The organism is Arthrobacter sp. FW306-06-A (assembly GCF_021870055.1).
GTDB lineage: Bacteria > Actinomycetota > Actinomycetes > Actinomycetales > Micrococcaceae > Arthrobacter.
Genome location: NZ_CP084552.1, coordinates 1,730,491 through 1,754,905, shown reverse-complemented (window position 1 = coordinate 1,754,905; position 24,415 = coordinate 1,730,491). Strand labels below are relative to the sequence as shown.

The following is a 24,415-nucleotide window of genomic DNA, read 5'->3' as shown; positions in this document are numbered from 1 at the left end:
AGGATCCTTTGTGGGAGAAGAAGTGGTTCAAGGCGCCGACGCCGCACTATAAGTCTAGGCGGGAAGCGCGGCCTGGCCCGCAAGGATGCGTTCCAGGGACGTGAGGAAGGCTGTGGTTTCCGCCTCAGTGCCCGCAGTAACCCGAAGGTGGCCGGGGATGCCGACGTCACGGATCAGCACACCGGCGTCCAGCAGTTCCTGCCAGACCTGGTGGGGGTTTTCCAGGCCGCCGAAGAACACGTAATTGGAGTCGGAGGCCGCGGGCGTCAGGCCCATCCGTGTCAGTTCCGCCACGATCCGGTCCCGCTGGGCCTTGATGTCCTGGACGTCCGCCATAAGGGCCTCGCGGTGTTCGAGGGCGGCAAGCGCAGTGGCCTGGGTGATGGCCGAGAGGTGGTACGGAAGGCGCACCAACCGCAGGGCGTCGGTGACCTCCGGCGCGGCGGCCATGTAACCAAGCCGGGCGCCGGCCAGGGCAAATGCCTTGCTCATGGTGCGGGACACGATCAGCCGCTCCCGGCCGGGAAGCAGGGTCAGCGCGCTGGGCGTTCCGTCGTGCGCGAACTCGTGGTAAGCCTCGTCCACGATCACGATCGCCTGGCTGTCCTCCCCGGCCTCGTAGACAGCCTCCACGACATCCAGACCGAGCCCGGTTCCCGTGGGATTGTTGGGCGAGCAGAGGAACACGATGTTCGGCTGCAGTTCCTTGACCTGCCGTGCGGCCGACTCTGCGCTCAGGTCGTAGCCCTCGGAGCGCTCCCCGGTGATGTACTGCGTGTCGGTCCCGCTGGCCAGCAGGGGGTACATGGAGTACGTGGGTGGAAAGCCCAGGGCGGTGCGGCCCGGGCCTCCGAAAGCCTGGAGGATCTGCTGCAGGACCTCATTGGAGCCATTGGCTGCCCATACGTTGTTTTCGTCAAGCCCATGCCCGAGGTACTCCGCCAAGGCTTTCCGGAGTGCAGTGAACTCCCGGTCAGGGTAGCGGTTCAGGCCTGCGGCAGCCTCCGTGACTGCGGCGGAAATGGCGGCGCGCACATCGGCGGGGACGCCATGGGTGTTCTCATTGACGTTCAGGAGAATGGGGACGTCCAGTTGGGGCGCCCCATAAGGGGTGAGCCCGCGAAGGTTGCTGCGGAGGGGAAGCCGGTTCAGACGCTCTAGCTGGTCGTTCACCTGAACAGTTTAGTTGCCGCAGCAACGACCGGAAAATGTGACGGTTCCTGTTCGCCCTCAGCGTGCCACATCCCGCTTCTCCGGCGCCATGCCTGGAGTGGACAGCGGGCTTCAGTGTGTTGGGACAAACAGTTGCTGCCCGGGCAGGACTGAGCCGGCGCTGAGGTTGTTGAGCTGGACGATGTCTGCCACCACGTCCCGGGCGTCCCGGTTCGGATCAACAGCACCGGCGATGGTCCACAGTGACTGGCCCGGCTGCACGGTAACCGTGACAGTCGGTGTCACCGCCAAATCCGCGGCGGAGTCTGAGGCCTTGGCGGGCGAGTTGAAGAACCCCGACAGCGACAGCAGGAAGACAGCGACGAGTACCAGCGGAACGCCGATCAGGACGATCCACCCCCGCCGGGTAAGCCGCAGGGGCGCGGACGAAGGTGAAACGTGGTGACGAGATGAAGCTGACATGAACTGAGCCCTCCTGGACCTGCCGTGCTGCCCGGGTGTTCCCCCGAGGCCGCCCCGACCATTCAGACGACGGTCCGGAACTTCCTCCGGCCACGTTTTCGAATAGGGCGTGCGCTGGTTAGAACACATGTTCGAACTTGGCTTGTTAAGTTTTAGCACCTATCAACGAACAATGTCGAGACTCGCTAGAACAAATGTTTGAAAAAGCAATGTGGCTGGCCTAGCTTTGAAACCAAAGAACAACCACCCCTGAAGTTGAACAGCAGGGTCTGACAATGACAGTGGGAGTCCTTCCGGCGGTGCGTGCAAGCCAGCACCGGGGCGGAAGATCCGCCGGCAAGCGAAAGGCATTGGCGAATATGGCAGCAGCAGCCGCCGGGGGCAGGACCGCCCCGCAAACCAAGAGGACCGCCAAAGGCTTGACGCCCCGGCAAAAGAAAATCCTCGAAACCATACAGCGCTCCGTCAATGAGAACGGGTACCCGCCCTCCATGCGCGAGATCGGCGACACCGTCGGACTGGCAAGCCTGTCCAGCGTGACCCACCAGCTCTCCCAGCTGGAAAAACTCGGTTACCTGCGTCGCGATCCCAAGCGGCCCCGCGCCATGGAAGTGCTGATGCCCCTCACGCTGGACGGGGGTACAGGCAAGGCCGCAGGCGACTCCCCTGCGACGCAACCCGCCGGCGGAGGCGCCTCAGTGACCGAGCTGCCCACCGCGCTCGATACCGCAATGGTTCCCCTGGTGGGCCGGATCGCTGCCGGCGGTCCCATCCTCGCGGAGCAGCTTGTTGAGGATGTCATGCCGCTCCCCCGCCAGTTGGTGGGCCAGGGCGAACTCTTCATGCTGCGGGTGGCCGGCGACTCCATGGTGGACGCCGCCATTTGTGACGGTGACTGGGTGGTGGTCCGGCGCCAGGCTGACGCAGCCAACGGGGACATCGTTGCTGCGCTGCTCGACGACGAAGCGACCGTCAAGACCTTCCGCCAGCGAGACGGCCATACCTGGCTGCTCCCCCAGAACACGCAGTACGAACCCATCCTGGGCGACCATGCCACCATCATGGGCAAAGTCGTCTCGGTCCTGCGTTCGCTCTAGCGCGCTCCCTCCCGCCACAAGCACCGGCCCGCGCTGCAGGAATCCGTCCGGGCCGTCCTGGGCCCGGCGGAGGCACTCCAGGGGCGCGCTGTGCCCCTGGAGCTCCGCGGTGCGTCGTCAGGAGGCTACCGGACTGCGTCCGCCCCCAGCCTGGTGAGGGCTGCCAGCGCCTTGCTGCGGTCCGTGGTGGCCCAAAACGGCGGCAGGGCAGCCCGCAGGAACCCGGCGTAGCGCTCGGTTGCCAACCGGGAGTCCAGCACGGCCACAACGCCCTTATCCCCGGTTGACCTGATCAACCGCCCGGCGCCCTGGGCCAGGCGGATGGCCGCGTGGGTGGCTGATACGGACATGAATCCGTTGCCGCCGGCCTGTGCCACGGCCCGGGAACGCGCCGTCATCAGTGGATCGTCCGGCCGCGGGAACGGAATACGGTCAATCACCACCAGCCGGCAGGAGCCGCCCGGCACGTCGACTCCCTGCCACAGGGACATGGTTCCGAAAAGGCAGGTGTCCGGCTCATCGGCGAACTGTTTGACCAGGCCGGTCATGGTCGACTCCCCTTGGCACAGGACGGTCACGTCCAGTTTGGGCCGCAGGGCGTCTGCGGCCTCCTCGGCAGCCCGGCGTGAGGAAAACAGGCAAAGGGCTCCCCCGCCGGACGCCTTAATCAGGGCTTCCAGTTCCTCCAGAGCCTCCGGAGACACCCCGCGGCCGGGCTTGGGCAGGTGCCCGGCCACATAGAGGATGCCCTGCTTGGGGTAGTCGAAGGGCGAGCCGACGTCCACGCCGGTCCAGCTGGGGGCGCCGTCGCCAAGAAGGCCCAGTCCTCCTGCAGCAGGTTCAAAAGCGGAACCGATGGCCAGGGTGGCGGAAGTCAGCACGACAGTGTGGTCGGCAAAGAGCCCTTCCCGCAGCCGCCCGGCGACGGACAATGGGGCGATGTTGATCAGCACCGGCGCAGTCTCGTCCGGCGGCGAGTAGCCCTGGCCGGGGTCAAAGGTGCTGGCGCGGGAGAACCACACGACTTCCCGGTTTTCCCTGGCGGCGACCAGACGCTCGCACAGTTCCAGGATGAGCATGAGGCGGGACCTGGCCAGCTGCCGGCCGCCGTCGGCAGTGGTGTTGCTGTCCCCTTTGGAATCGGTCAGTGCAGCCCGGCAGGCCTCACGGAGCTGGTCCACGCAGTCCAGCTGTTCATCGTTCAGGCCGTTAGGAAGCAGGCCGCTGGGTGCGCCGGCGAGGGCCAGCTCAAGGTTGGCCGCTGCGGCATTGAGGGCATCAACGGTGATGGCGGTGTGTTTCCGGGCACCGGCAGCGGCGGCGTGGACCATCGCGACGGACAGCTGGCCGGACACTGCTCCGGTGACCCGGTCCTGGAGTTCGTGCGCTTCGTCCACCACCACGACGTCGTACTCGGGCAGGACGGCAAGTCCTTCGAATGCGCTGACGGCGAGCATGGCGTGGTTGGTCACCACCACGTCCGCTTCGGCAGCGTCCTGCCGGGCGAGCTCGCTGAAGCACTCGGCAGCCATGGGGCACTTCTGGGCACCCAGGCACTCCATGGACGTCACGGAGACCTGCCGCCAGGCGCGGTCGGTCACGCCCGGGAGCAGTTCATCCCGGTCACCCGTGGCCGTTTTCTCCGCCCACTCCCGGAGACGGACCATTTCCTTACCAAGCTGGGACGAGGGGCCGCCCACGGACGCTGCGAAGTGCGGCACGCTGGTGTCCTCGCCAAGCGAGAAAAGCTGGCCTTCGGAGGGCTCTTCGGAGGGGAAACCGCCTTCGAGCTTGTGGCGGCAGACGTAGTTGGAGCGGCCCTTGACCAAGGCAACCTTGACGGGCCGTTCCAGTGCCGGGGTGATGTTCTTCAGCAGACGGGGCAGGTCCCTGCCGACGATCTGGGTTTGCAGGGCAAGCGTGGCTGTGGAGACCAAAGCAGGCTTGTTGCTTTCCAGGGCATGGGCGATCAGCGGCACCAGGTAGGCAAGCGACTTACCGGTGCCGGTGCCGGCCTGGACCAGCAGGTGGTTGCCGGTTTCGATGGCGCGGGCCACCTGCAGGGCCATTTGATGCTGTCCGGTGCGGCTTTGACCGCCCATGCCTGCGACGGCCCGGTCAAGCAGTTCGATGACGAACTGCTCACCGGCCGTCTGCGCGGCTTCGTCCGCCGCGGGGTCACCCATTGACGGTGAAGGGTTCCAGTTCGGACGCCAGGCCCTCCCGGACCATGACGGCAGCCCTGGTGCCGGCCTCCACGTGGTCCAGGCTGAGGATCTCGGCGTCGGACTCGTGAAGCTTGCTGATCAGGTCGCCGCGCTCGTACGGGATGAGCAATTCCATCTTGACCGAAGGCCGGGGAATGGATTCGCTGATGACCTTCAGCAGTTCCGGGATCCCCTCGCCCGTGCGGGCAGAGACCACCACATGGCGCGGTTCGCGCTGCCTCAGCCGCTCCACTACGAAGGGGTCGGCGGCGTCAGCCTTGTTCAGCACGATGATCTCCGGCACCTTCCGGGCGTCAACTTCGCTGAAGACCTTCCGGACGGCAGCAATCTGGCCTTCCGGGTCAGGGTGCGAGGCGTCCACCACGTGCAGGATCAGGTCGGCGTCCGCCACTTCCTCGAGCGTGGAGCGGAAGGCCTCGACCAGCTGGGTTGGCAGCGAACGGACGAATCCCACGGTATCCGCCAAGGTGTAGCCCAGGCCATCGGCCGTTTCCGCCTTGCGCACGGTGGGATCCAGGGTGGCGAACAGGGCGTTCTCCACGAGGACGCCGGCGTCGGTGAGCCGGTTGAGCAGGGACGACTTGCCGGCGTTGGTGTACCCGGCGATGGCAACGGAGGGCACTTCATTACGACGGCGGTTGGCCCGCTTGGTCTCCCGCGCGGGCTTCATCGCGGCGATTTCGCGCCGCAGCTTGGCCATGCGGGTACGGATGCGTCGCCGGTCCAGTTCGATCTTGGTTTCACCGGGGCCACGGGAGCCCATGCCGGCGGCGGCGCCACCCACCTGGCCACCGGCCTGGCGGGACATCGACTCGCCCCAGCCACGCAGGCGGGGAAGCAGGTATTCCAGCTGTGCGAGCTCCACCTGCGCCTTGCCCTCGCGGCTCTTGGCATGCTGGGCGAAGATATCCAGGATCAGGGCGGTCCGGTCGATGACCTTGACCTTGACGATGTCCTCCAGGGCGCGCCGCTGCGAAGGTGCCAGTTCGGCGTCCACCACCACGGTATCCGCGCCTGTGGATATCACAATGTCCTTCAGCTCCTGCGCCTTGCCCGAGCCCAGGAAGGTTCCGGGGTCCGGCTTGTCGCGGCGCTGGACCAGCCCGTCGAGGACCTCCGAGCCCGCAGTCTCGGCAAGGGCGGCCAGCTCGCGCAGGGAGTTTTCGGCGTCGGCAAGGGTGCCCTCGGACCAGAGCCCGGCCAGGACCACGCGCTCCAGGCGCAGCTGGCGGTACTCAACCTCGGTGACGTCCTCAAGCTCGGTGGACAGACCTGCGCGCCGGCGCAGGGCGCGCCGCTCCTCAAGGTCCTGCTGGTCGCCGTCGTAGGTTGAATGCTCTTCGTCCAGGCGGGAAATGGCCTGTGCCCTGCCGAGCACCGCTTTTCCATCTCCGCTGCCCTCACCGCGGGGCGTGCTGACATTTTTGGCCGGTACGTCCTTGGCGAGGATCCGGTCGATGACAGCCTGGATCTCCTGCGGACTCATGTCCTGGGCGGCTGGATCGGAACCGGTATTGGGCTGGCTGGTCATGGTCTCCTTTGAAGATTCGGCAATTCCAGAATAGTGCTGATTGGGCGGAAGTTGGAAAGTATTCGCGCTGGGCTGACGGCCTGCGGTCATGGTTCTCCTGGTGGTCTGCACCGGCTGCGATGCCGGGCTGGGAATGCCGCGTTGACACGGCGGCAGGGCGGAAAAGGCCGGAGAGTGGCGGGACGTGCGCGGGATGCTGACGTTCGGTATCGTCCGGCGGCCGGGCAGACCCAGTGGTCTGGCCGGCGCGCAAGCGGAAGGCGTGGAGCCTGCGTCGCTGCGGAACGGACTGTCGCTGGAGGACAGGGGTCGGGACGGGCATGGCCCATGCCGGCTACTCGAAGATCAGGAACATGCGTTCAAGCGTAGCAGAGGGGCCGCAGCACAGTTTCCCTTTACGCTGCCAGGGGAACTACTCTGGCGAGTTATGGAGTCAGCACACTATTTCAGCACGTCCCCCGCCGGTCCCTTCACCCGCAAGCCGCTCACGGTTGAGCTGGCCGGGAGGCCGCGCAGGCTCCACACGTCCACAGGCATCTTCAGTCCGGATGGGGTCGACAAGGGCACTGCCGTGCTCCTGGCCGAGGTTCCTGATCCGAACCCCCAGGGCAACCTCCTGGACATCGGCTGCGGTTGGGGTCCCGTTGCACTGACCATGGCCCTGCTGGCTCCCCAGTCCAAGGTCTACGCGGTGGACGTCAACGAACGCTGCATCGCCCTGACCAACGAAAATGCCGCCGCGTTGGGACTGGCCAACGTCGTCGCCAGCACGCCGCAGGAGGTGGACCCCAGCGTCCGCTTCGACACCATCTGGTCCAATCCGCCGATCAGGATTGGCAAGGACGAGCTGCACGCCCTGCTCAAGCTCTGGCTGCCCCGCCTGGCTGACGGCGGGACGGCATGGCTGGTGGTGCAGAAGAACCTGGGTTCGGATTCGCTCCAGCGCTGGCTGGCGGCGGAGCTGGACGATTCTTTCACCGTGACGCGGGAGTCAACGTCCAAGTCCTTCCGGATCCTCAAGGTTACGAAAGTGTCCCGCTCGCCACAATAACGGCGGGACCGCTGAGTTCCACATGCTCGTGGCCGCCGGGGCCGGCAAAGAACTTCACGCCCACCACACCCCCGGGAACGTGGACGCGCCAAGCATCGGGAGCTTCAGCCCCGGCCCAATGCCGGATGGCGACGGCCGCAGCACAGGCGCCCGTCCCGCAGGACTGGGTCTCCCCCACCCCGCGCTCATGCACCCGCATGGTCACCGAACCTACTCCCTCATGGACCAGCGGCTCCGCGGGAACCACGAACTCCACGTTGGTCCCGTTCGGCGGTACGGGGTCCACCTTCGGCGCGGTGAAGAGCCTGGTGCCGGCCAGTTCGGAAAGTTCCGCGAGGGCAACCACCGTGTGCGGATTCCCCATGCTCACGGACAACGCGGGCCGCGCAACTTCCAGCCCGTCGGCGGTGACCAGCGAATCCATGGCCTTGGCAGTGGCCTCCCCGGGGAAAATGAACTCCCACGGCCCCATGTCCACTGCGTACCCGTCCCCGGTGCGGACCACCGTCTTCACGCCGCCGCGCGTGCCAATGGCGAGCGATCCGCCGTCGGGCAGGTCGATCAGGCCCTCGGTGCGCAGGAAGTGGACGAACACCCGGACCCCGTTACCGCACATTTCGGACAACGAACCGTCCGCGTTGCGGTAGTCCATGAACCATTCCGCGTTCGGGGAATCGGTTAGCAGTTCACGGCCTTCGGGCAGGAACCGGGACGGCACCGCCCTGATCAGCCCATCCGCCCCAATGCCGCGGTGGCGGTCGCAGAGCGCGGCGGACTGGTCCGCGCTGATGGCGTGCGTCCCGTCGGGATCGGCGACCAGGACGAAGTCATTACCGGTGCCATGCCCCTTGGAGAAGCGGAGCCCGCTCAGTGTGCGCAGGGCGGGTCCGAAGGTTTCTGCGGGGGTTGCATTCATGGTCCCAAGCGTAGCGGCGCACACGTCTGGTGCTGAAACCACGGTCCTAAAAGCACAGTGCTTAAACGGCAGCAGCGGGGAGGTACCGTCAGCGCAAGGCTCGCCCCGCCTTTTCTAGCGGCTCAGCTCCGCAGCCTTGCCCACGAGCTCCGGATCCTGCCAGTCCAGCCACGTGATCCGGGGATCGGCGCGGAACCAAGTCAATTGCCGCCGGGCGAACTGGCGGGTGGCCACGATGGTTTCCTCCGCGGCATCCTCGACGGCGGAGGTGCCATCAATGACCCGCAAAAACTGCGAATAGCCCAGTGCACGGGAAGCGGTCTTGCCCTGGCGCAGGCCCAAAGGGTCGAGCCGCCGAACCTCCTCGAGCAGGCCGGCGTCCACCATTCGGTGCACCCGTTCTGCCAGGCGCTCACGAAGTACCGCCCGGTCTACGCCAAGGCCCACCTGGACGGCCGGCTGGTAGTACTCCCGGCGGGGCATGAAGGAACTGAAAGGGCGCCCGGTGAGCTCGTGGACCTCCAGCGCACGAATGATCCGCCGGGCATCCGAGACCCTGTCGGCGGAGACCGGATCCACGCTCTTCAGTCGGGCCAGGAGCTCCTGCGTTCCGACCTGGGTATGCTCCGCTTCCAGGCGGGCGCGCACAGCTGGGTCTGTGCCCGGGAACTCCAGGACGTCCAGGGCGGCGCGGACGTACAGCCCGGAGCCGCCGGCCAGGATCGCGCGCTTGCCGCGGGCGTGGACGTCCGCGATGGCCGCCCGGGCCTGCTGCTGGAAGTCGGAGACGCTGGCCTCCTGGGTCACGTCCAGGATATCCAGGAGATGGTGCGGAACGCCTTTGCGTTCATCCGCCGTGATCTTTGCCGTGCCGATGTCCATGCCGCGGTAGAACTGCATGGCGTCGGCGTTGATGACCTCGCCATCCAGTTCCAGGGCAAGGCTGACAGCAAGGTCGGACTTGCCGGAGCCGGTGGGACCGACGACGGCGATAACGGGCGGGGCAGCCACCTGTCAGCGGGTGCGCAGCGGCAGCGAGGGCATACCGAGGGAGACGCCCTTCCGTCCCTGCGGGGAACCGAGAGCCGGCGCTCCGCAGGAGTCTGCCTGCGACCTGTCCCAGGCATCCCCTGCCCGGGACCGGCGCAGGCTGTAGTCCTCGAGCGTGGGATCGGCCACCAGGTGGAACGCCGCGGCCTCGGTGATGGTAACGGTGACCAGGTCTCCCGGTCGGGGAGCGGGTGCACCCTCGGGAACCGAGAAATGCACCAGCCGCTGGTCCTGGGAGCGGCCGGACAATCTGTGGGTCTCCTCCGACTTGCGGCCGGACTGCGCCGTGACCATGACCTCGAGCCTCCGGCCCAGCTGTTTCCGGTTCTCCTCTGCGGCGATGCGGTCCTGCAGGGCGGTGAGCCGTTCGAAGCGCTCCTGGACCACAGCCTTGGGCAACTGGTCGGGGAGGTCGGCTGCGGGGGTTCCCGGGCGCTTTGAATACTGGAACGTGAAGGCAGTGGCGAAGCGCGACTGCTCCACGACGTCCAGCGTTGCCTGGAAGTCCTCTTCAGTCTCGCCGGGGAACCCCACGATGATGTCCGTGGAGATGGCTGCGTGCGGAATCCTTTCCCGGACCTTGTCCAGGATGCCCAGGAACTTGGTGGACCGGTAGGAGCGCTTCATGGCTTTGAGGATGCGGTCCGAGCCGGACTGCAGCGGCATGTGCAGCTGCGGCATCACGTTGTGCGTCTCCGCCATGGCGTCGATGACATCGTCGGTGAAGGCTGCCGGGTGCGGGCTGGTGAAGCGGACCCGTTCAAGGCCCTCGATCTCACCGCAGGCACGCAGCAGCTTGGAGAAGGCCTGGCGGTCGCCGAACTCCACTCCGTAGGAGTTGACGTTCTGGCCGAGCAGGGTCACCTCGATGGCGCCATCGTCCACCAATGCCTGGATTTCAGCGAGGATGTCCCCGGGCCGCCGGTCTTTCTCCTTGCCGCGGAGCGCCGGCACGATGCAAAAGGTGCAGGTGTTGTTGCATCCCACGGAGATGGACACCCAGCCGGAGTAAACGGAGTCGCGTTTGGTGGGCAGTGTGGACGGGAAGACGTCCAAGGATTCGAGAATCTCCAGCTGCGCCTCATTATTGTGCCGCGCGCGGTCCAGGAGGGCGGGCAGGGCGCCGACGTTGTGCGTGCCAAAGACGGCATCCACCCATGGCGCCTTCTTGAGGATGGTCTCGCGGTCCTTCTGGGCCAGGCATCCGCCGACGGCGATCTGCATGCCGGGGTTGGCTGCCTTGACCGGGGCGAGAATACCCAGGTTCCCGTAAAGCTTGTTGTCAGCGTTTTCCCTGACCGCGCACGTGTTGAACACCACGACGTCGGCCTGGTCACCCTCCGCCGGGACGTAGCCCGCGTCCTCGAGCATGCCGGCCATGCGCTCCGAATCGTGGACGTTCATTTGGCAGCCGAAGGTGCGGACCTGGTAGGTGCGTGGCTGCAGGGCTGCGGCCTGCGGAACGGCCCCGGCGTCGACGGAAGGGGCGGCGCCGGGCTGGGGGGAAGGAATGGTCAAACTCACCCGTTAAGGGTACCGGCTTTGGACCGGACCTTCGTCGGCTTCCTTCCGCGCATCGAGGACCTCGTTGACGATCCGGAACGCCTGGGACGGCTGGTATCCCTTTCTGGCCAGCATGGAGGCCAGCCGCCGGACCGCCTTGTCCCGCTCCCCCGGGCCGGAGGCGTCCGTTCCGGGCCGGAGCTTGCGCTCAACCAAGGCACGGGCCGCGGCTTCCTCGTCATCGTCAGTCAGTTGTTCCAGGGCCGAGGCCGCGGTTTCCTGGTCGATGCCTTTCTCCGCGAGTTCGCGCCGCAGCGCACCCTTGGCCAGCTTGCGGGACTGGGATCGGCTCCTGACCCACATGTCCGCAAATTCGGCATCGTTGATCAGGCGCACTTCCTGGAACTTGTCCAGCACCGCTTCGGCAATATGCTCGGGGATATTGCGTTCTGCCAGTTTCCGGGCGAGCTGCAGCCTGCTCTTGGGCGCCGCAGTGAGCTGCCGGTACACGATGGCCTGTGCGACAGAGAAGGGGTCCGGTTCGGCGTCAATGGACTGCGGGTCCTCAGGGACCTCGAAGTCGTCCGGCGGCCCAGGCAACGGGCCGCCGGACGAGGACCGCCGTGAGCGTGATCCACCCAAGGGCTAGAACCCGTCGACGGCTTTCAGCTTCGGTGCATCCTTGGAGTCGTCTTCGGCGGGCTTGACCCCGACACCGAGCTTCTCCTTGATGAGGCGTTCGAGCTCGGCGGCGAGCTCAGGATTATCGCGCAGGAACCGGCGCGAGTTCTCCATGCCCTGGCCCAGCTGGTCGCCGTCATAGGTGAACCAGGAGCCGGACTTCTTGATGATGCCGTGCTCCACGCCCATGTCGATGATGCCGCCCTCGCGGGAGATGCCCTGGCCGTAGATGATGTCGAACTCCGCAACCTTGAACGGCGGGGCCATCTTGTTCTTGACGATCTTGGCCTTGGTCCGGTTGCCGACGGAATCGGCGCCTTCCTTGAGGGTCTGGATCCGGCGGACGTCGATACGGATCGAAGCGTAGAACTTCAGGGCTTTACCACCGGTAGTGGTTTCGGGGGAACCGAAGAAGACGCCGATCTTTTCACGCAACTGGTTGATGAAGATGGCGGTGGTCTTGGTCTGGCTCAGGCGGCCGGTGATCTTACGCAGGGCCTGGCTCATGAGGCGTGCCTGGAGGCCTACGTGGCTGTCGCCCATGTCGCCTTCGATTTCGGCGCGCGGCACCAGGGCGGCAACGGAGTCGATGACGATGACGTCCAGCGATCCGGAGCCCACCAGCATGTCCATGATTTCCAGGGCCTGTTCACCGGTGTCCGGCTGGGAGACGAGGAGGGCGTCCGTGTCCACTCCGAGTTTGGCGGCGTAGTCAGGATCCAGGGCGTGTTCGGCGTCGATGAAGGCCGCGATGCCGCCGGCGCGCTGCGCATTTGCCACGGCGTGCAGGGCGACGGTGGTCTTACCGGAAGACTCAGGTCCGTAGATCTCGATGACGCGGCCGCGCGGGAGCCCGCCAATGCCAAGGGCGACGTCCAGTGCGATGGAGCCGGTGGGGATGACTTCGATCGGGGCACGGACTTCGTCGCCCAGGCGCATGACCGAGCCCTTGCCGAACTGCTTGTCAATCTGGGCAAGCGCTGCTTCCAGCGCTTTTGCACGATCCGGGGCTGCCGCCATGGTTGACACCTCTAATGCTTTCTCGATGGTGGCCTTCGCGGCCGATTTATTGGTCATCTCTGACGCTAAGGGGAACCACTGACATTCCGGCCGGAGGACGACGGCTATGTGGATAAACCCAATAGAAAAAGCATAGCGTTATCCGAACAGGTATTCGAAGAGTGCAACCTCTGCGGCGTGTCCGGCCGGACTGGGGCTAGTCCCGGCGCGGGGCGATGTCCCGTCCCAGCCGGCGTTCTGCCGGTACGTCCTGGACGTCGCAGACGGCAAGCCAGACCTTCCGGGGCTCCACGCCGGCAGCGAGGGCTTGGTCGGCGGTGCGCCCGCCTACCCCGGCAAGGACCAGGGTGCTGCTCAGCACGCGGGAGTAGCCCGCGCCGAACTCGTCATCCATGAGACGCCAGTACTCGCTGATTCGCATCGGTAAATCCTCTCATGATTGTGGACCATAGAATTATTGGCATGAGCACCTCCCCGGATGTCCCGCCACGGCACGACGAAGGCGAAGAAGCCGCCGACACCGCGCTGCAGAATGTTGAGCACCAGATCAGCCTGTTTTGGCGGCGTGCCCGGGCCATTTCCAACCAGCTTTCACGCGAAGTACATCCGGATATGGAGCCTGCCGCCTACGGGCTGCTGACGGTGATTCGGAGGGAGGGACCCATCCGGCTCACCGAGCTTGCCATGAACATCGGGGTGGGCAAGCCTTCAGTCAGCCGGCAGATCGCGTTCCTGGAAAGCCTGGGGCTGGTGTCCAAGGAGGCTGACCCGCTGGACCGCAGGGCACAATCCATCCGCCTGACGCCAAAGGGCGAGGAGAAAATGCACCAGGTCCAGGACGCCCGGCGCCAGGTCTTCCAGGAGCGGCTGCGCGAGTGGCCGGTGGAGGACCTGCAGGAACTCGGCCGCTACATGGCCAAGTTGAACTCCACATATGAGCGTGATGGGTTTCCCGGGGAAGCCGCTGGCGCAGCATCGGCCCAGGACCAATAGCCGAAGATGACAACCAAAAGAGACAGCAGGAAGCCCCCGGCCTGGCCGGGGGCTTCCTGCTGTTCGTCGGACCCTTGCGGGCGCCGGCTGCCTTTAGCGGGCGCCGGAGAAGAGGCCCGTGGAGAGTTCGTCGTTCAGTTCAGTGCTGAGGTCGCGCTCGAGGTCACGGCCGTAACGCTGGGAGAATTCCTGTGGGACGGTGTCCGGAACGGCGACGCCTTCGGCTACTGCCACACGGTCACTGACCTCGCGGAGCATGCTCGACAGCGGAACATCCAGCGCCGAACAAATCGAGGACAGGAGCTCTGACGATGCTTCCTTCTGGCCGCGCTCCACTTCACTGAGGTATCCCAGGGAGACGCGGGCGCTGTGCGAAACTTCACGGAGCGTACGCCCCTGACGCTGGCGGACATCGCGCAGGACATCACCGATTTCGTGACGAAGTACTACCATCTTGCGCTCCTTCTGTTCGCTCTTAGCCTGTTCGGCGAGGCCCACATCCTTCCAGCGGACAACGCCGTTTACGGATACGGGCTGCTTTACCATCTGTATCGCCTTGCTCCCTCATTGGTCAGGTCCACCGCCTGGCGGACCGTCTTGGTCATTTCATCCTAGGCGCCTCCGCTCTCCGGAAGCGACACAATGTAATAACTAATCGGTACCGGCTTTTGTTCCCGGCAACTTTACGCCCGGTAACTTAGGCGGCCAGGCCCTCAGTCGGACAGTGTCTCCAGAAGCCTTTCCAGGGCGGCGGCGCATGCAGCGGCGCGGATGTCCGGCCTGCTGCCGGTGAAGGAATACTCGAAGGCCGAGGTTCCAGCCGCGGTGGAGATCCCGATGTAAACCCGCCCCACCGGCTTGCCGTCGTGGGCATCGGGGCCTGCCACCCCTGTGGTGGAAAGTCCGACGTCGGCGCCGAGTTCGGTGCGTGCCCCGGCTGCCATGGCGCGGGCGACATCCGGGTCAACGGACCCTACGCGGGCCAGCAGATCGGCGGGGACATGCAGCACCTTGTCCTTCACGGAGTTTTGGTAGGCAACCACCCCGCCCTGCAACATTCCGGATGCTCCGGGCGTGTCGGCGAGAACCGCTGACACCATGCCCGCCGTCAGCGATTCGGCCGTAGCGACGGTCCGCCCGGACTCAAGCGCCTGGCGGACGGCCTCCCCGGCCAGATGGTGAAGATTGCTCATGCCTGCTCCTGCCCCTGCACGGTCCCGGCCTGGCGTTTGCCCTTCGCACGGAGGCGCAGGGCCTCCACGACATATTCGACGCCGGTCCACAGTGTGATGGCTACGGCCGCCATCATGACCGCGAACGCAACCCACGACATCCACGGTGCGAACGGTCCGAACGGCAGGAGGTACAGGAAGATCGCCGCCGTCTGCACCACGGTCTTGAGCTTGCCGCCGCGGGAGGCAGGGATGACGCCGTACCGGATCACGAAGAAACGCAGCGCTGTGATGCCCCATTCCCGGACCAGGATCACAAGGGTGGCCCACCAGGGCAACTCCCCCAGCAGGGACAGCATCACCAGCGCGGAACCGGTGAGGAGCTTGTCGGCGATGGGGTCGGCGATCTTGCCGAAGTCGGTGACCAGGTTACGGCTCCTGGCGATGTCGCCGTCGAGCTTGTCCGTGTAGATGGCGACGGCGAACGCTGCGACCGCCGCCCAGCGCCACGGCCCGGATTCGCTGTGCAGCCCGGGGGCGTCCGCTATGAGGAACCACACGAAAAACGGGACCAGCGCGATGCGGATCATGGTCAGGACGTTGGGTAGGTTCCAGACCCCGGCACGGCCTGGGCCGGCGGCGGTTGCATCGGTGCTAGTCACGTTTCTAGGCTACCGGGCTAACGCCCGGTGAGGGACCATGCGTCTTCGGACCCGTCCTCGTCATCGCCGTACCCGCCTGGCGCGGAGTCGGAGCCGTCGTAATATTCGACGCTCTGTTTCCTGTTGTCCAGGTCCGCAGCCACCAGGTCTTCGGCGTAGCCGCCCTGGGCAATGTTGGCGTTGGCGTTGTCGCTCAGCGCGGCGGTCTGGGAGTCCGCCGTGGCCGGCGCCTCCTGGCCCTTCATGGCGGCCAGGACGGCAGCGAGGTCGTCCGGTTTGACCAGCACGTCGCGTGCCTTGGACCCCTCGGAGGGACCCACCACGCCCCTGGATTCGAGCAGGTCCATGAGGCGGCCGGCCTTGGCGAAGCCGACACGCAGCTTGCGCTGCAGCATGGAGGTGGAGCCGAACTGCGTGGTGACTACGAGTTCGGTGGCCTGCAGCAGCACCTCGAGGTCGTCCCCGATGTCGTCGTCGATCTGCTTCTTTTCCGCCTCGGGGGCGACGTCGTCCCGGTAGACGGCCTGGAGCTGTCCCTTGACGTGCTCCACCACCTTGTGGATCTCCGACTCGGTGACCCAGGCGCCCTGGACGCGCATTGCCTTGGAGGCGCCCATGGGCAGGAAGAGCGCGTCACCCTGGCCGATGAGCTTCTCGGCGCCCGGCTGGTCAAGGACCACGCGGGAGTCCGTTACGGAGGACGTAGCGAACGCCATGCGGGACGGCACGTTGGCCTTGATGAGGCCGGTGACCACGTCCACGGACGGACGCTGGGTCGCCAGCACCAGGTGGATGCCGGCGGCACGGGCCAGCTGGGTGATGCGGACGATCGAGTCCTCGACGTCGCGCGGGGCCACCATCATGAGGTCCGCGAGTTCGTCCACGATGACCAGCAGGTACGGGTACGGCCGAATGACGCGCTTGGAGTCCACCGGCGGCTGGACCTTCCCGGCACGCACCGCCTTGTTGAAGTCGTCGATGTGCTTGAAGCCATAGTTGGCGAGGTCGTCGTAGCGGGCGTCCATCTCCCGGACCACCCACTGCAGTGCCTCGGCAGCCTTCTTGGGATTGGTGATGATGGGCGTGATCAGGTGCGGGACGCCTTCGTAGGCAGTCAGTTCCACGCGCTTGGGGTCCACCATGACCATGCGGACCTCATCCGGCGTGGCCCGCATGAGGATGGAGGTGATCATCGAGTTCACGAAGGAAGACTTACCGGCACCGGTGGCACCGGCCACCAGGAGGTGCGGCATCTTGGCCAGGTTGGCCACCACGTAGCCGCCCTCCACGTCCTTGCCCACGCCCATCACCATCGGGTGGTCCGTGCGGCGGGCGTTCTGGCTGCGGAGCACATCGCCGAGCGAGACGGTTTCGCGGTCCGTGTTGGGGATCTCGATGCCGATGGCCGATTTGCCGGGAATCGGGCTGAGGATCCGGACATCGCTGGACGCCACGGCGTAGGAGATGTTCTTGGATAGCGCCGTGACGCGCTCCACCTTGGTGCCGGGCGAGAGCTCGATCTCGTACCGGGTGACGGTGGGGCCGCGGCTGAATCCCGTGACCGTAGCGTCGACGTTGAACTGCGTCAGGGTGTCGGTCAGGGCAGCAACGACGGCGTCGTTGGCTTCGGTGCGCTCCTTGGGGATGGAACCTGGCGTCAGGAAGTCCGAGGCCGGGAGGGTGTACGTGACGTCGCCCGCGAGGGAGAGCTGCTCGGTGCGCTGCGGGATCGGCACGGGCGGCGGCGCCGGCGCAACAGGGTTGGAAGGCACGGTGGGCGCGGCGGCAGCCTTGCCGGGGGCAGCGGCGCCGGGGATGACCAGCGGGATGGCCTCCGTGGCGTTCTCCGCCGGAGAAGCGGGCGCCGCCGGCGCCCCGGCGCCCAGGCCCTGGGCTGCCTTGATCTTCTCGACGGCGATTTCCGCCTGGGTGGGCCGCCGCACGCCGGGCGCCGGGCGGGCAGTTTCCGGCTCGTCGTCGTCAATGACGGCATGTTCAAAGGCCTCGTCGCCCACGTAGCCCTCAAGGCCGGCGTCGGACTCCTCATCCTTGCCAAAAAGCCTGCGCTTCTTTTTCTTCGGGGCCGGAGGCCGCGTCCGTTCCAGGTAGCTGCGGTCGTGCGTGTCGCCGGGGTTTTCCTGGTCCATCAGGTCGATGCCCATGAGGTGTTCGTACGCTCCCCGAAGGCGCCGCGGGATGGCCGTGAACGGGGTTGCGGTGAGGATCAGCAGCGAAATGAAGGCCAGCAGGCCGTAGAGGAGCACGGGCACGGCCGGATGGATGGCGGCCAGCGGCGCGGCAGCCAGGAAGCCGAGCATGCCGCCGGCTCTGCGCAGGCCGTCGAAGCCGTCGGCGACGGTGGGCTGGCCGCCCAGGATGTGCGCCAGGCCGCAGCCCGCGAACGCCATGATCAGGAAGCCGATGCCTACCCGGTTGTTGCCCCGTCCGTCGGAGGGCTGGCGGAACAGCCGGAACGCGCACACGAAAAGCATGAGCGGAAGCAGCAGGGAGATCCAGCCGAACGTGCCATTCACCACGGCGTACACTGCGTCCGGAAACCAGCCCGTCAGGCCCCACCAGGCGAAGGTGGCAATGAAGATGCCCAATGCCAGGTTGAACAGGGCGGCGCCGTCGCGGCGTTCCTCGGCAGGGAGGTCGCTGACGTCATGGCCGATGCGGCGCACTCCCCCGCCCACCAGATGCCCAACTCCCAGCCAGGCTCCACCCACCACCCGCAGCAGCCAGGGCTGGTGGTGTTCGACGGCGGGAAGCTGGCGGGTGCGTGCGGTGCTGGATGAGCCGCCGCGCCCAGCCTTGCCGGCGGTGGAGCCGGTTCCGCGGCCGGTGGAGCTCCCGGATTTGCTGCCGGAGCTGCCCCTGCCGGTACCTTTGGGCGCGGAAGTAGTACGTGTGGCCATAGTAGCCACGGTACCGGAAGCATGCTGTGATTCCGGGGATATCGGGGCCGGGCAGGTGCCCGGACCCTGTCGTCAAACAGCTCCGGCCCGTACTCCCGCTTGCAGCGGGAGTACGGGCCGGAGCCAGTGTGCGGGTGCTCTCAGGCTTCGAGCACCACGGGGATGATCATGGGCTTGCGGCGGAGCTTCCGGTTGACCCACGTGCCGACGACCCTGCGGACCACCTGCTGGAGCTGGTGGCTGGTGTGGTCGGCGTGGTTCTGTACTGCTTCCTCCAGGGCCGCGTTGATCTTGGGGATGATGTCGTCGAAGACGGAATCATCCTCGGCCACGCCGCGGGCGTGGATTTCCGGGCCGGACACCACCTTGCCGGTAGCGCGGTGGATAACCGTGATGATGGAGATGAACCCTTCGTCACCCAGGATGCGGCGGTCCTTGAGGTCGGCATCGGTGATCTCGCCCACGCTGGAGCCGTCCACATAGACGAAGCCCACCTCCACCTGGCCCACGATGTCTGCCTGGTGGTCGCGCAGGTCGATGACGCTGCCGTTGTCCGCGAGGATGACGCTGGCCTCGGGCACCCCGGACTCGATGGCAATCTTGCCGTTGGCGATCAGGTGGCGCGTTTCACCGTGTACGGGCATGGCGTTCAGCGGCTCGAGGATGTTGTAGCAGTACAGCAGTTCGCCGGCCGCAGCGTGGCCGGAGACGTGCACCTTGGCGTTGCCCTTATGGATCACGTCGGCGCCGAGCTTAAGCAGGCCGTTGATGATCCGGAACACTGCGTTCTCATTGCCCGGGATGAGGCTGGAGGCCAGGATGACGGTATCGCCGTCGCCCACCACCACCCGGTGGTCGCCGTTTGCCATGCGGGACAGGGCAGCCATCGGCTCACCCTGGGAACCGGTGGACATGAGTACTACACGGTTGTCGGGAAGGTTGTCGATGTTCTTGATGTCGACAATCAGTCCGGCGGGAACGTCGAGGTAGCCCAGTTTTTCGGCGATGGCCATGTTGCGGACCATGGACCGGCCCACGAAGGCCACCTTGCGGTTGTGCTTGGCGGCCGCGTCCAGGACCTGCTGCACGCGGTGGACGTGGGAGGAAAAGGAGGCCACGATGATGCGCTTGGTGGCTTGGCCGAAAAGCCGCTCCAGGGTCGGGCCGATTTCCTTCTCAGCCGTGGTGAATCCGGGGACGTCCGCGTTGGTGGAGTCGGACATGAAAAGGTCCACGCCTTCTTCGCCGAGCTTGGCGAAGTGCCGGAGGTCGGTGATGCGGCCATCCAGCGGCAGCTGGTCCATCTTGAAGTCGCCGGTGTGCAGGACGGTGCCGCCCGCGGTGCGGATGAACACGGCCAAAGCGTCCGGGATGGAGTGGTTGACGGCCACGAACTCGCATTCGAAGGGCCCGAACTTTTCCACCTGGCCCTCTTCGACGGTCAGCGTGTAGGGCCTGATGCGGTGCTCCTGCAGCTTGGCTTCGATGAGGGCAAGGGTCAGCTGCGATCCCACCAACGGGATGTCGTTGCGCAGCTTCAGCAGGTAGGGCACCGCGCCGATGTGGTCTTCGTGGCCGTGGGTGAGGACCACCGCCACCACGTCGTTTAGCCGGTCCTCAATGTAGGAGAAGTCCGGCAGGATCAGGTCAACGCCGGGCTGGGTTTCCTCGGGAAAGAGGACGCCGCAGTCCACGATCAGCAGTTTGCCGTCGATTTCGAACACGGCCATGTTCCGGCCGATTTCCCCCAGCCCGCCAAGCGGGACGATTCGCAGCGTGCCCTGGGGCAGGCGCGGAGGGGTGACAAGGCCGGTAAGGGCAGTTTGGGTCATAGTGCACTTCTTTCCAGGCGGAAGGGTGCCGGTCTTAGCCTCAGGAGAAGACCAGCCCCGCTTCCGCCAAATCCCCGCGGATGGTTTCGATCTCGGTTTCGTCCGGCTCCACGAGGGGCAAACGGACAATCGAGTTGGGCAGGACTCCCTGCCATTTAAGAATCTGTTTGGCCGCCACAGCGCCCTGGACGCGGGTCATGGTGGCGCGGACCACGGGCTGCAGCTCGAAGTTGATCTTGCGGGCGGTCCCGAGGTCGTTGGCGTTGACGGCGTCGATCAGTTCGCGGAAGCGGCGGGTGGCGACATGGGTGGTGACGCCCACCAGGCCGACGGCGCCCAGGGCCATCCAAGGAAGTGTCAGTCCGTCATCGCCCGAGTAGAACAGGAGGTCCGTTTCCGCCATGACGCGGGTGGCGGCAACAAAATCCGCCTTGGCGTCCTTCACAGCGACGATGTTGGGGTGCTGCGCCAGCCGGATCACGGTGTCCGGTTCGATGGGGATGGAGGACCGGCCGGGGATGTCGTAGAGCATGACGGGTACGTCCACGGCGGACGCGATGGTCTCGAAGTGGGCGCGGACACCTGCCTGGCTGGGCTTGTTGTAGTAAGGGGTCACCAGGAGGAGGCCGTCGACGCCGAGGGCTGCCGCCTGCTGGGAAAGGTGGACCGAGTGCGCGGTGTCGTTGGTGCCGGTACCGGCAATGATTGCCGCCCGGCCGCCTACGGCGTCTTTGACGGCGCGGAACATGCCGAGGTTCTCTTCGTCCGTCAGTGTGGAGGTTTCCCCCGTGGTTCCCGTGACTACCAGCCCGTCGCAGCCGTCGTCGACCAGCTTGCTGGCCAGCGCTGCCGCCTGGTCGTAATCCACTGCGCCGTCCTTGGTGAACGGCGTGACCATGGCGGTCAGGAGGGTACCGAGGGCAGGGATGTGCGCGGAAGAGTCAGCCATGGAAAAAACGTTACCCTGTCCCCGGCTGGTTAGGACAATGCCACGGGCGTGACGAGCGTCAAATACGGTGCCCGCCGGGCCGGGGCGCGTTTGTTCCGGCGTGGCAATAGCGTCCGACGGCGGCCTGCCGAAGGTCCTCAGCCCAGGACTCGAGCCGTTGCGCAGCGCGTACATAGTGGAACAGCTCCGTTGGCGTCAGCGCATCGATGTCGGTTTCCGCCAGCCGCCGGGCCAGCTCGGCCCCCTCTGGCTGGGCCGCGAGGCTGATGCCCTCCCGCTCCCATTGGACGTCCTCGGCGGGACGACCTGAGACGAGCTGGCGGAAGAGATAGTCCACCACTCCGGGGCTCATTGCCCTCAGCAGCCCGCCGTCCGCTCCAGTGCCGTCCACCGAAGGGCCCGCAGGGCGGAAATCTGCCGGTAATTGACCGGCCCGAAAGTTCCCTGACTGCAGCTTTCCGGAGTGCAGGTTTCCCGGCTGGTCGGATCCCCGTGGCGAAGGGGTTCCGGTAGATGGCGTCTTCATGCAGCCATGCTATTCGAACATATATTCGAAAACAAGAGGGTCACTGCACTGCCGCGCTCCCCTTCCCCCGTGGTTGCCTGCTTGACAGCAACGCCGCCAGTGCATGTGAGACGATCTGGTCATGACGTCCCGAACCCCGGCCACCCGGTCCCGGAAGACCCCAGGCGGGCAACAACCGGGGCGCCTTCGGGGCATCGACGCCGCCCGCGGCCTGGCCCTGTTGGGCATGATGGCCACGCACCTGCTGCCGACGTTCGAATCGAACGCCAGCCTCACCCCAACCTGGATCGGCCTCACGTTCTCGGGGCGGGCCGCGGCGCTCTTCGCCGTCCTGGCCGGCGTCGGGCTTGCCCTCTCCACGGGCAGGGACAAGCCCCTGGAGGGCGCCGAACTCTCCGGCGCCCGGCGTGGAGTGGCGCTGCGCGCCCTGGTGATTGCCGCCGTCGGGCTTACCCTGGGCAGCCTGGAAGTGAACGTGGCCATCATCCTGGTCCATTACGCCGCCCTTTTCCTGTGCATCCTGCCTTTCCTGGGACTCGGCGTGAAGCGACTGTGTGCGTGGGCCGCCGGCTGGATCCTGGCGTCGCCGATGCTGGCCTATCTGCTGCGGCCCTGGCTCCTTGCCCCCGAGCCGCCCCTGAAGCTGGGCCACAACCCGAACTGGGAGGACCTGGGGACGCCTTCCAGGCTGCTCGCGGACGTGTTCTTCACCGGGTACTACCCGGTGGTGCAGTGGCTGTCCTACCTGCTGGTGGGGCTGGCCATCGGCCGCCTGGTCCTCAGTAAGGCACTGGTTCCCGTCCTGCTGCTGGTGGGCGGGACGGTGGTGGCCGTGGCCGCCAAGACCCTGGGCACAGCCGCGATGGAGGATTGGGGTGGCCGGGCCGCCCTGGAGAAAGTCCTGAACTCACCGGGATACCCGCTGGGGAGCGTGCTGCAGGTCAACCTGGCAGGACTGCCGCAGGAGGGCTCGTGGTGGTGGCTCGCGTCGGCCGCACCGCACTCCGGTACCACGCTTGACCTGCTGCACACCTCAGCGGTGGCGGCGGCGGCTATCGGGGCATGCCTGCTTCTGGGGCGGCTGGCCGAGTGGGTGGACCTGGACCTGCTGCTGCCGTTGCGGGGAGCAGGCGCCATGACGCTGACCTTGTACACGGTGCACGTCTGGGTGATATCCGGCTTCTACCTCCAGCCCCTGCCCGTGGGCTGGACCGAGGACGGCATGTACTTTGCCCATGCAGCGGCCGCCGTCATCATCGGCATGGTGTTCGCCGTGCTGGGGTGGCGCGGTCCGCTGGAATGGGTGGCCCACGCGGCGAGCCGGGTGGGCCGGGGCGGCCTCAAAGCCCTGTACTGACCGGCAGCCATCGAAAGACTGGCTTCCACATATCGGCCGGGTTTTCCAGTTAACTCCAAGGAACCCGCGCCCATTCGGTGATGGGGTCGCGGGTTCCTTTTTCAACCCCTAACGGGGGTTGTCCGGCTACTGGGCAGTCAGGGTGAAGGTGGCCGCTTTGTCGCCGTAGTCATCGAATACCACAACCTGGACCGGACCCTTTTTGACGTCGAAGGCAATGATCCCCTGGCGGGCATCACCGGCGCTTACCTCATCGCTGGGCAAGGGCCCCAGCTTCTCATCCAGGTACACCTGCTCGCCCTCTTTGCCGTCGGCATCAAGGACCGTGAAGTTGGAGGGGCTGGAGAAGCTGGTGCCGGTTTGCGTCTCCCAGGAAACCTCCACCGCAAGGAAACCGCCGTTCTTTGGCTCCATGTAGTCCATGCCGGGAATCTTGTCCGTGTAAATGGAGTCGAGAACGCTGACTTTCGCGGTGTTGCCTTCGGACACGGTGGCCACCATGGAGTTCGCTCCGGCCGCGCTGCCGCCGGTCGGGCTTCCGCCGGAGGGGGCAGGCGCGGCCTGGGAGGCCGAAGGAAGTTCAGGTGCCACGGGAACCTTCCGGGCGTCGATGGCCGCACCAACCATGGCGATGGACGTGATAGTCAACAAAATCCCGGTGATAATGCTGATCAGCCAGACGACGGCAGTGATGATCCACGCCTTCTTCTTGTTTTCCTGGTAGCCCTCCAGTGGACGGCCGTCCTTGTCCCGGGTGTTTCCCGTCAGGGTCATGATCAGGTCCACAATCGCCCAGATACCCGCACCGCCGGCCGTGAGCAGCTTCGCCACGCCGGAGCCGATCTTGCCCAGGTAGAAGCGGTCCACACCAAACGTGCCCAGCAGGAGGGAAAGGAGCCACGTGACCATGAAGGACTTCCGCGGCGCATCCGGGTAGGGCCCTTGGCCGTAGGACCCGGGCTGGTATTCCCCCTGCGGACCTGCCGGATGCTGCCCCTCGAAAGCGGGCTGCGCGCCAAAGGATGACGGCGGCGGAATGGGCGGCGCCGCCGGCCCGTTCTGCTGCGGGTGGGGGTAATTCGGGTGGCTCATTGGTGGTCCTTCTGTGCGGTGACGAGGGGGCGGTGATCAGGGTGCGGTGATGAGGCATGCGGTGGTAAGGGTGCAGCGCTGCGCCGGCATCCGGGCACGCGGAATGACGGCGTGTGGAGTACAGGGGTGGGGATGTTGGGGGCCGGGCCGGAGATGCTGCAGCCCAGTGGCGCGGACAGTGCCAACGGCAGCGGCCAACCTC

At 66.1% G+C, this 24,415-nt stretch carries 22 protein-coding genes; 4 read left to right on the top strand and 18 right to left on the bottom strand.

Annotated elements, in window-relative coordinates:
• Positions 1-54: 54 nt before the first annotated feature.
• Together LFT49_RS08040 and LFT49_RS08035 are read right to left on the bottom strand one after the other, a co-directional pair.
• A complete protein-coding gene (locus tag LFT49_RS08040; protein ID WP_236821753.1) occupies positions 55-1,173 on the bottom strand; it encodes a histidinol-phosphate transaminase in 1,119 nt (372 codons plus the stop codon).
• A gap of 111 nt (positions 1,174-1,284) precedes the next feature.
• A complete protein-coding gene (locus LFT49_RS08035; protein WP_237430216.1) occupies positions 1,285-1,635 on the bottom strand; it encodes a LysM peptidoglycan-binding domain-containing protein in 351 nt (116 codons plus the stop codon).
• A 359-nt stretch (positions 1,636-1,994) separates the two neighbouring features.
• Here LFT49_RS08035 and lexA point away from each other — a divergent pair, with 359 nt between their 5' ends.
• Positions 1,995-2,732, top strand: a complete 738-nt coding sequence (gene lexA, locus LFT49_RS08030) for a transcriptional repressor LexA (protein WP_236801940.1) — start codon at positions 1,995-1,997, stop codon at positions 2,730-2,732.
• 125 nt (positions 2,733-2,857) lie between these two features.
• Here lexA and LFT49_RS08025 read toward each other — a convergent pair whose 3' ends face one another.
• The gene (locus tag LFT49_RS08025; protein WP_237430215.1) at positions 2,858-4,918 is read right to left on the bottom strand and encodes an ATP-dependent DNA helicase; all 2,061 of its coding nucleotides are present in this window, start codon (positions 4,916-4,918) and stop codon (positions 2,858-2,860) included.
• Positions 4,911-6,491: a GTPase HflX gene (hflX, locus tag LFT49_RS08020; protein WP_236821751.1), complete on the bottom strand. Its 1,581-nt coding sequence runs from the start codon at positions 6,489-6,491 to the stop codon at positions 4,911-4,913. The genes LFT49_RS08025 and hflX overlap by 8 nt, the downstream gene beginning before the upstream one ends.
• Positions 6,492-6,918: 427 nt before the next feature.
• Here hflX and LFT49_RS08015 point away from each other — a divergent pair, with 427 nt between their 5' ends.
• On the top strand, positions 6,919-7,542 hold the full coding sequence (locus LFT49_RS08015; RefSeq protein ID WP_236821750.1) for a class I SAM-dependent methyltransferase: 624 nt from the start codon (positions 6,919-6,921) through the stop codon (positions 7,540-7,542).
• Here the strand turns inward: LFT49_RS08015 and dapF are convergent.
• From dapF to LFT49_RS07985, 6 genes are all read right to left on the bottom strand, one after another.
• Positions 7,514-8,458, bottom strand: a complete 945-nt coding sequence (gene dapF, locus LFT49_RS08010) for a diaminopimelate epimerase (RefSeq protein ID WP_236821749.1) — start codon at positions 8,456-8,458, stop codon at positions 7,514-7,516. The two genes, LFT49_RS08015 and dapF, sit on opposite strands and share 29 nt — an antisense overlap.
• A 114-nt stretch (positions 8,459-8,572) precedes the next feature.
• Positions 8,573-9,469: a tRNA (adenosine(37)-N6)-dimethylallyltransferase MiaA gene (gene miaA / locus LFT49_RS08005; RefSeq protein ID WP_236821748.1), complete on the bottom strand. Its 897-nt coding sequence runs from the start codon at positions 9,467-9,469 to the stop codon at positions 8,573-8,575.
• A 3-nt stretch (positions 9,470-9,472) separates the two neighbouring features.
• A complete protein-coding gene (miaB, locus tag LFT49_RS08000; protein WP_442863730.1) occupies positions 9,473-11,032 on the bottom strand; it encodes a tRNA (N6-isopentenyl adenosine(37)-C2)-methylthiotransferase MiaB in 1,560 nt (519 codons plus the stop codon).
• A gap of 3 nt (positions 11,033-11,035) precedes the next feature.
• Positions 11,036-11,563 (bottom strand): regulatory protein RecX, encoded by a 528-nt coding sequence (locus tag LFT49_RS07995; protein WP_237430489.1) that lies wholly within the window; start codon positions 11,561-11,563, stop codon positions 11,036-11,038.
• Between the two features lie 93 nt (positions 11,564-11,656).
• Positions 11,657-12,712 (bottom strand): recombinase RecA, encoded by a 1,056-nt coding sequence (gene recA, locus LFT49_RS07990; protein WP_236802823.1) that lies wholly within the window; start codon positions 12,710-12,712, stop codon positions 11,657-11,659.
• A gap of 196 nt (positions 12,713-12,908) precedes the next feature.
• Positions 12,909-13,133, bottom strand: coding sequence for a DUF3046 domain-containing protein (locus LFT49_RS07985; RefSeq protein ID WP_141940786.1), 225 nt, complete (start codon positions 13,131-13,133; stop codon positions 12,909-12,911).
• 41 nt (positions 13,134-13,174) lie between these two features.
• On the opposite strand from LFT49_RS07985, the gene LFT49_RS07980 reads away from it, so the two are divergent.
• Complete coding sequence (locus LFT49_RS07980; RefSeq protein WP_236821747.1) at positions 13,175-13,705, top strand: MarR family winged helix-turn-helix transcriptional regulator; 531 nt, start codon at positions 13,175-13,177, stop codon at positions 13,703-13,705.
• A gap of 93 nt (positions 13,706-13,798) precedes the next feature.
• Here LFT49_RS07980 and LFT49_RS07975 read toward each other — a convergent pair whose 3' ends face one another.
• From LFT49_RS07975 to LFT49_RS07945, 7 genes are all read right to left on the bottom strand, one after another.
• Positions 13,799-14,251, bottom strand: coding sequence for a helix-turn-helix domain-containing protein (locus tag LFT49_RS07975; RefSeq protein ID WP_237430214.1), 453 nt, complete (start codon positions 14,249-14,251; stop codon positions 13,799-13,801).
• 167 nt (positions 14,252-14,418) lie between these two features.
• On the bottom strand, positions 14,419-14,898 hold the full coding sequence (locus LFT49_RS07970; protein ID WP_237430213.1) for a CinA family protein: 480 nt from the start codon (positions 14,896-14,898) through the stop codon (positions 14,419-14,421).
• On the bottom strand, positions 14,895-15,539 hold the full coding sequence (gene pgsA, locus LFT49_RS07965; protein WP_236801931.1) for a CDP-diacylglycerol--glycerol-3-phosphate 3-phosphatidyltransferase: 645 nt from the start codon (positions 15,537-15,539) through the stop codon (positions 14,895-14,897). The genes LFT49_RS07970 and pgsA overlap by 4 nt, the downstream gene beginning before the upstream one ends.
• A gap of 17 nt (positions 15,540-15,556) precedes the next feature.
• Complete coding sequence (locus LFT49_RS07960; RefSeq protein ID WP_237430212.1) at positions 15,557-18,457, bottom strand: FtsK/SpoIIIE family DNA translocase; 2,901 nt, start codon at positions 18,455-18,457, stop codon at positions 15,557-15,559.
• 140 nt (positions 18,458-18,597) lie between these two features.
• Positions 18,598-20,289 carry a ribonuclease J gene (locus tag LFT49_RS07955; RefSeq protein WP_236801929.1) on the bottom strand — a complete coding sequence of 564 codons (1,692 nt, stop codon included), beginning with the start codon at positions 20,287-20,289 and terminating at the stop codon, positions 18,598-18,600.
• A gap of 40 nt (positions 20,290-20,329) precedes the next feature.
• Positions 20,330-21,238: a 4-hydroxy-tetrahydrodipicolinate synthase gene (gene dapA, locus LFT49_RS07950; protein ID WP_237430211.1), complete on the bottom strand. Its 909-nt coding sequence runs from the start codon at positions 21,236-21,238 to the stop codon at positions 20,330-20,332.
• Positions 21,239-21,296: 58 nt separating this feature from the next.
• Positions 21,297-21,764, bottom strand: a complete 468-nt coding sequence (locus LFT49_RS07945; RefSeq protein ID WP_236801927.1) for a hypothetical protein — start codon at positions 21,762-21,764, stop codon at positions 21,297-21,299.
• 121 nt (positions 21,765-21,885) lie between these two features.
• On the opposite strand from LFT49_RS07945, the gene LFT49_RS07940 reads away from it, so the two are divergent.
• Positions 21,886-23,121, top strand: coding sequence for a heparan-alpha-glucosaminide N-acetyltransferase domain-containing protein (locus LFT49_RS07940; protein WP_237430210.1), 1,236 nt, complete (start codon positions 21,886-21,888; stop codon positions 23,119-23,121).
• Positions 23,122-23,247: 126 nt separating this feature from the next.
• Here the strand turns inward: LFT49_RS07940 and LFT49_RS07935 are convergent, their stop codons facing one another.
• Entirely contained in the window at positions 23,248-24,213 is a 966-nt protein-coding gene (locus LFT49_RS07935) for a TM2 domain-containing protein (RefSeq protein WP_236801925.1), read from the bottom strand.
• Positions 24,214-24,415: the final 202 nt, after the last annotated feature.

Excerpts from the sequence above, each read along its gene's own strand:
- LFT49_RS08035 (WP_237430216.1), bottom strand. The coding sequence starts at position 1,635 with ATGTCAGCTTCATCTCGTCACCACGTTTCACCTTCGTCCGCGCCCCTG.
- lexA (WP_236801940.1), top strand. The coding sequence starts at position 1,995 with ATGGCAGCAGCAGCCGCCGGGGGCAGGACCGCCCCGCAAACCAAGAGG.
- LFT49_RS08025 (WP_237430215.1), bottom strand. The coding sequence starts at position 4,918 with ATGGGTGACCCCGCGGCGGACGAAGCCGCGCAGACGGCCGGTGAGCAG.
- hflX (WP_236821751.1), bottom strand. The coding sequence starts at position 6,491 with ATGACCAGCCAGCCCAATACCGGTTCCGATCCAGCCGCCCAGGACATG.
- LFT49_RS08015 (WP_236821750.1), top strand. The coding sequence starts at position 6,919 with ATGGAGTCAGCACACTATTTCAGCACGTCCCCCGCCGGTCCCTTCACC.
- dapF (WP_236821749.1), bottom strand. The coding sequence starts at position 8,458 with ATGAATGCAACCCCCGCAGAAACCTTCGGACCCGCCCTGCGCACACTG.
- recA (WP_236802823.1), bottom strand. The coding sequence starts at position 12,712 with ATGGCGGCAGCCCCGGATCGTGCAAAAGCGCTGGAAGCAGCGCTTGCC.
- LFT49_RS07985 (WP_141940786.1), bottom strand. The coding sequence starts at position 13,133 with ATGCGAATCAGCGAGTACTGGCGTCTCATGGATGACGAGTTCGGCGCG.
- LFT49_RS07980 (WP_236821747.1), top strand. The coding sequence starts at position 13,175 with ATGAGCACCTCCCCGGATGTCCCGCCACGGCACGACGAAGGCGAAGAA.
- LFT49_RS07975 (WP_237430214.1), bottom strand. The coding sequence starts at position 14,251 with ATGGTAAAGCAGCCCGTATCCGTAAACGGCGTTGTCCGCTGGAAGGAT.
- LFT49_RS07970 (WP_237430213.1), bottom strand. The coding sequence starts at position 14,898 with ATGAGCAATCTTCACCATCTGGCCGGGGAGGCCGTCCGCCAGGCGCTT.
- LFT49_RS07960 (WP_237430212.1), bottom strand. The coding sequence starts at position 18,457 with ATGGCCACACGTACTACTTCCGCGCCCAAAGGTACCGGCAGGGGCAGC.
- LFT49_RS07955 (WP_236801929.1), bottom strand. The coding sequence starts at position 20,289 with ATGACCCAAACTGCCCTTACCGGCCTTGTCACCCCTCCGCGCCTGCCC.
- dapA (WP_237430211.1), bottom strand. The coding sequence starts at position 21,238 with ATGGCTGACTCTTCCGCGCACATCCCTGCCCTCGGTACCCTCCTGACC.
- LFT49_RS07945 (WP_236801927.1), bottom strand. The coding sequence starts at position 21,764 with ATGAAGACGCCATCTACCGGAACCCCTTCGCCACGGGGATCCGACCAG.
- LFT49_RS07940 (WP_237430210.1), top strand. The coding sequence starts at position 21,886 with ATGACGTCCCGAACCCCGGCCACCCGGTCCCGGAAGACCCCAGGCGGG.
- LFT49_RS07935 (WP_236801925.1), bottom strand. The coding sequence starts at position 24,213 with ATGAGCCACCCGAATTACCCCCACCCGCAGCAGAACGGGCCGGCGGCG.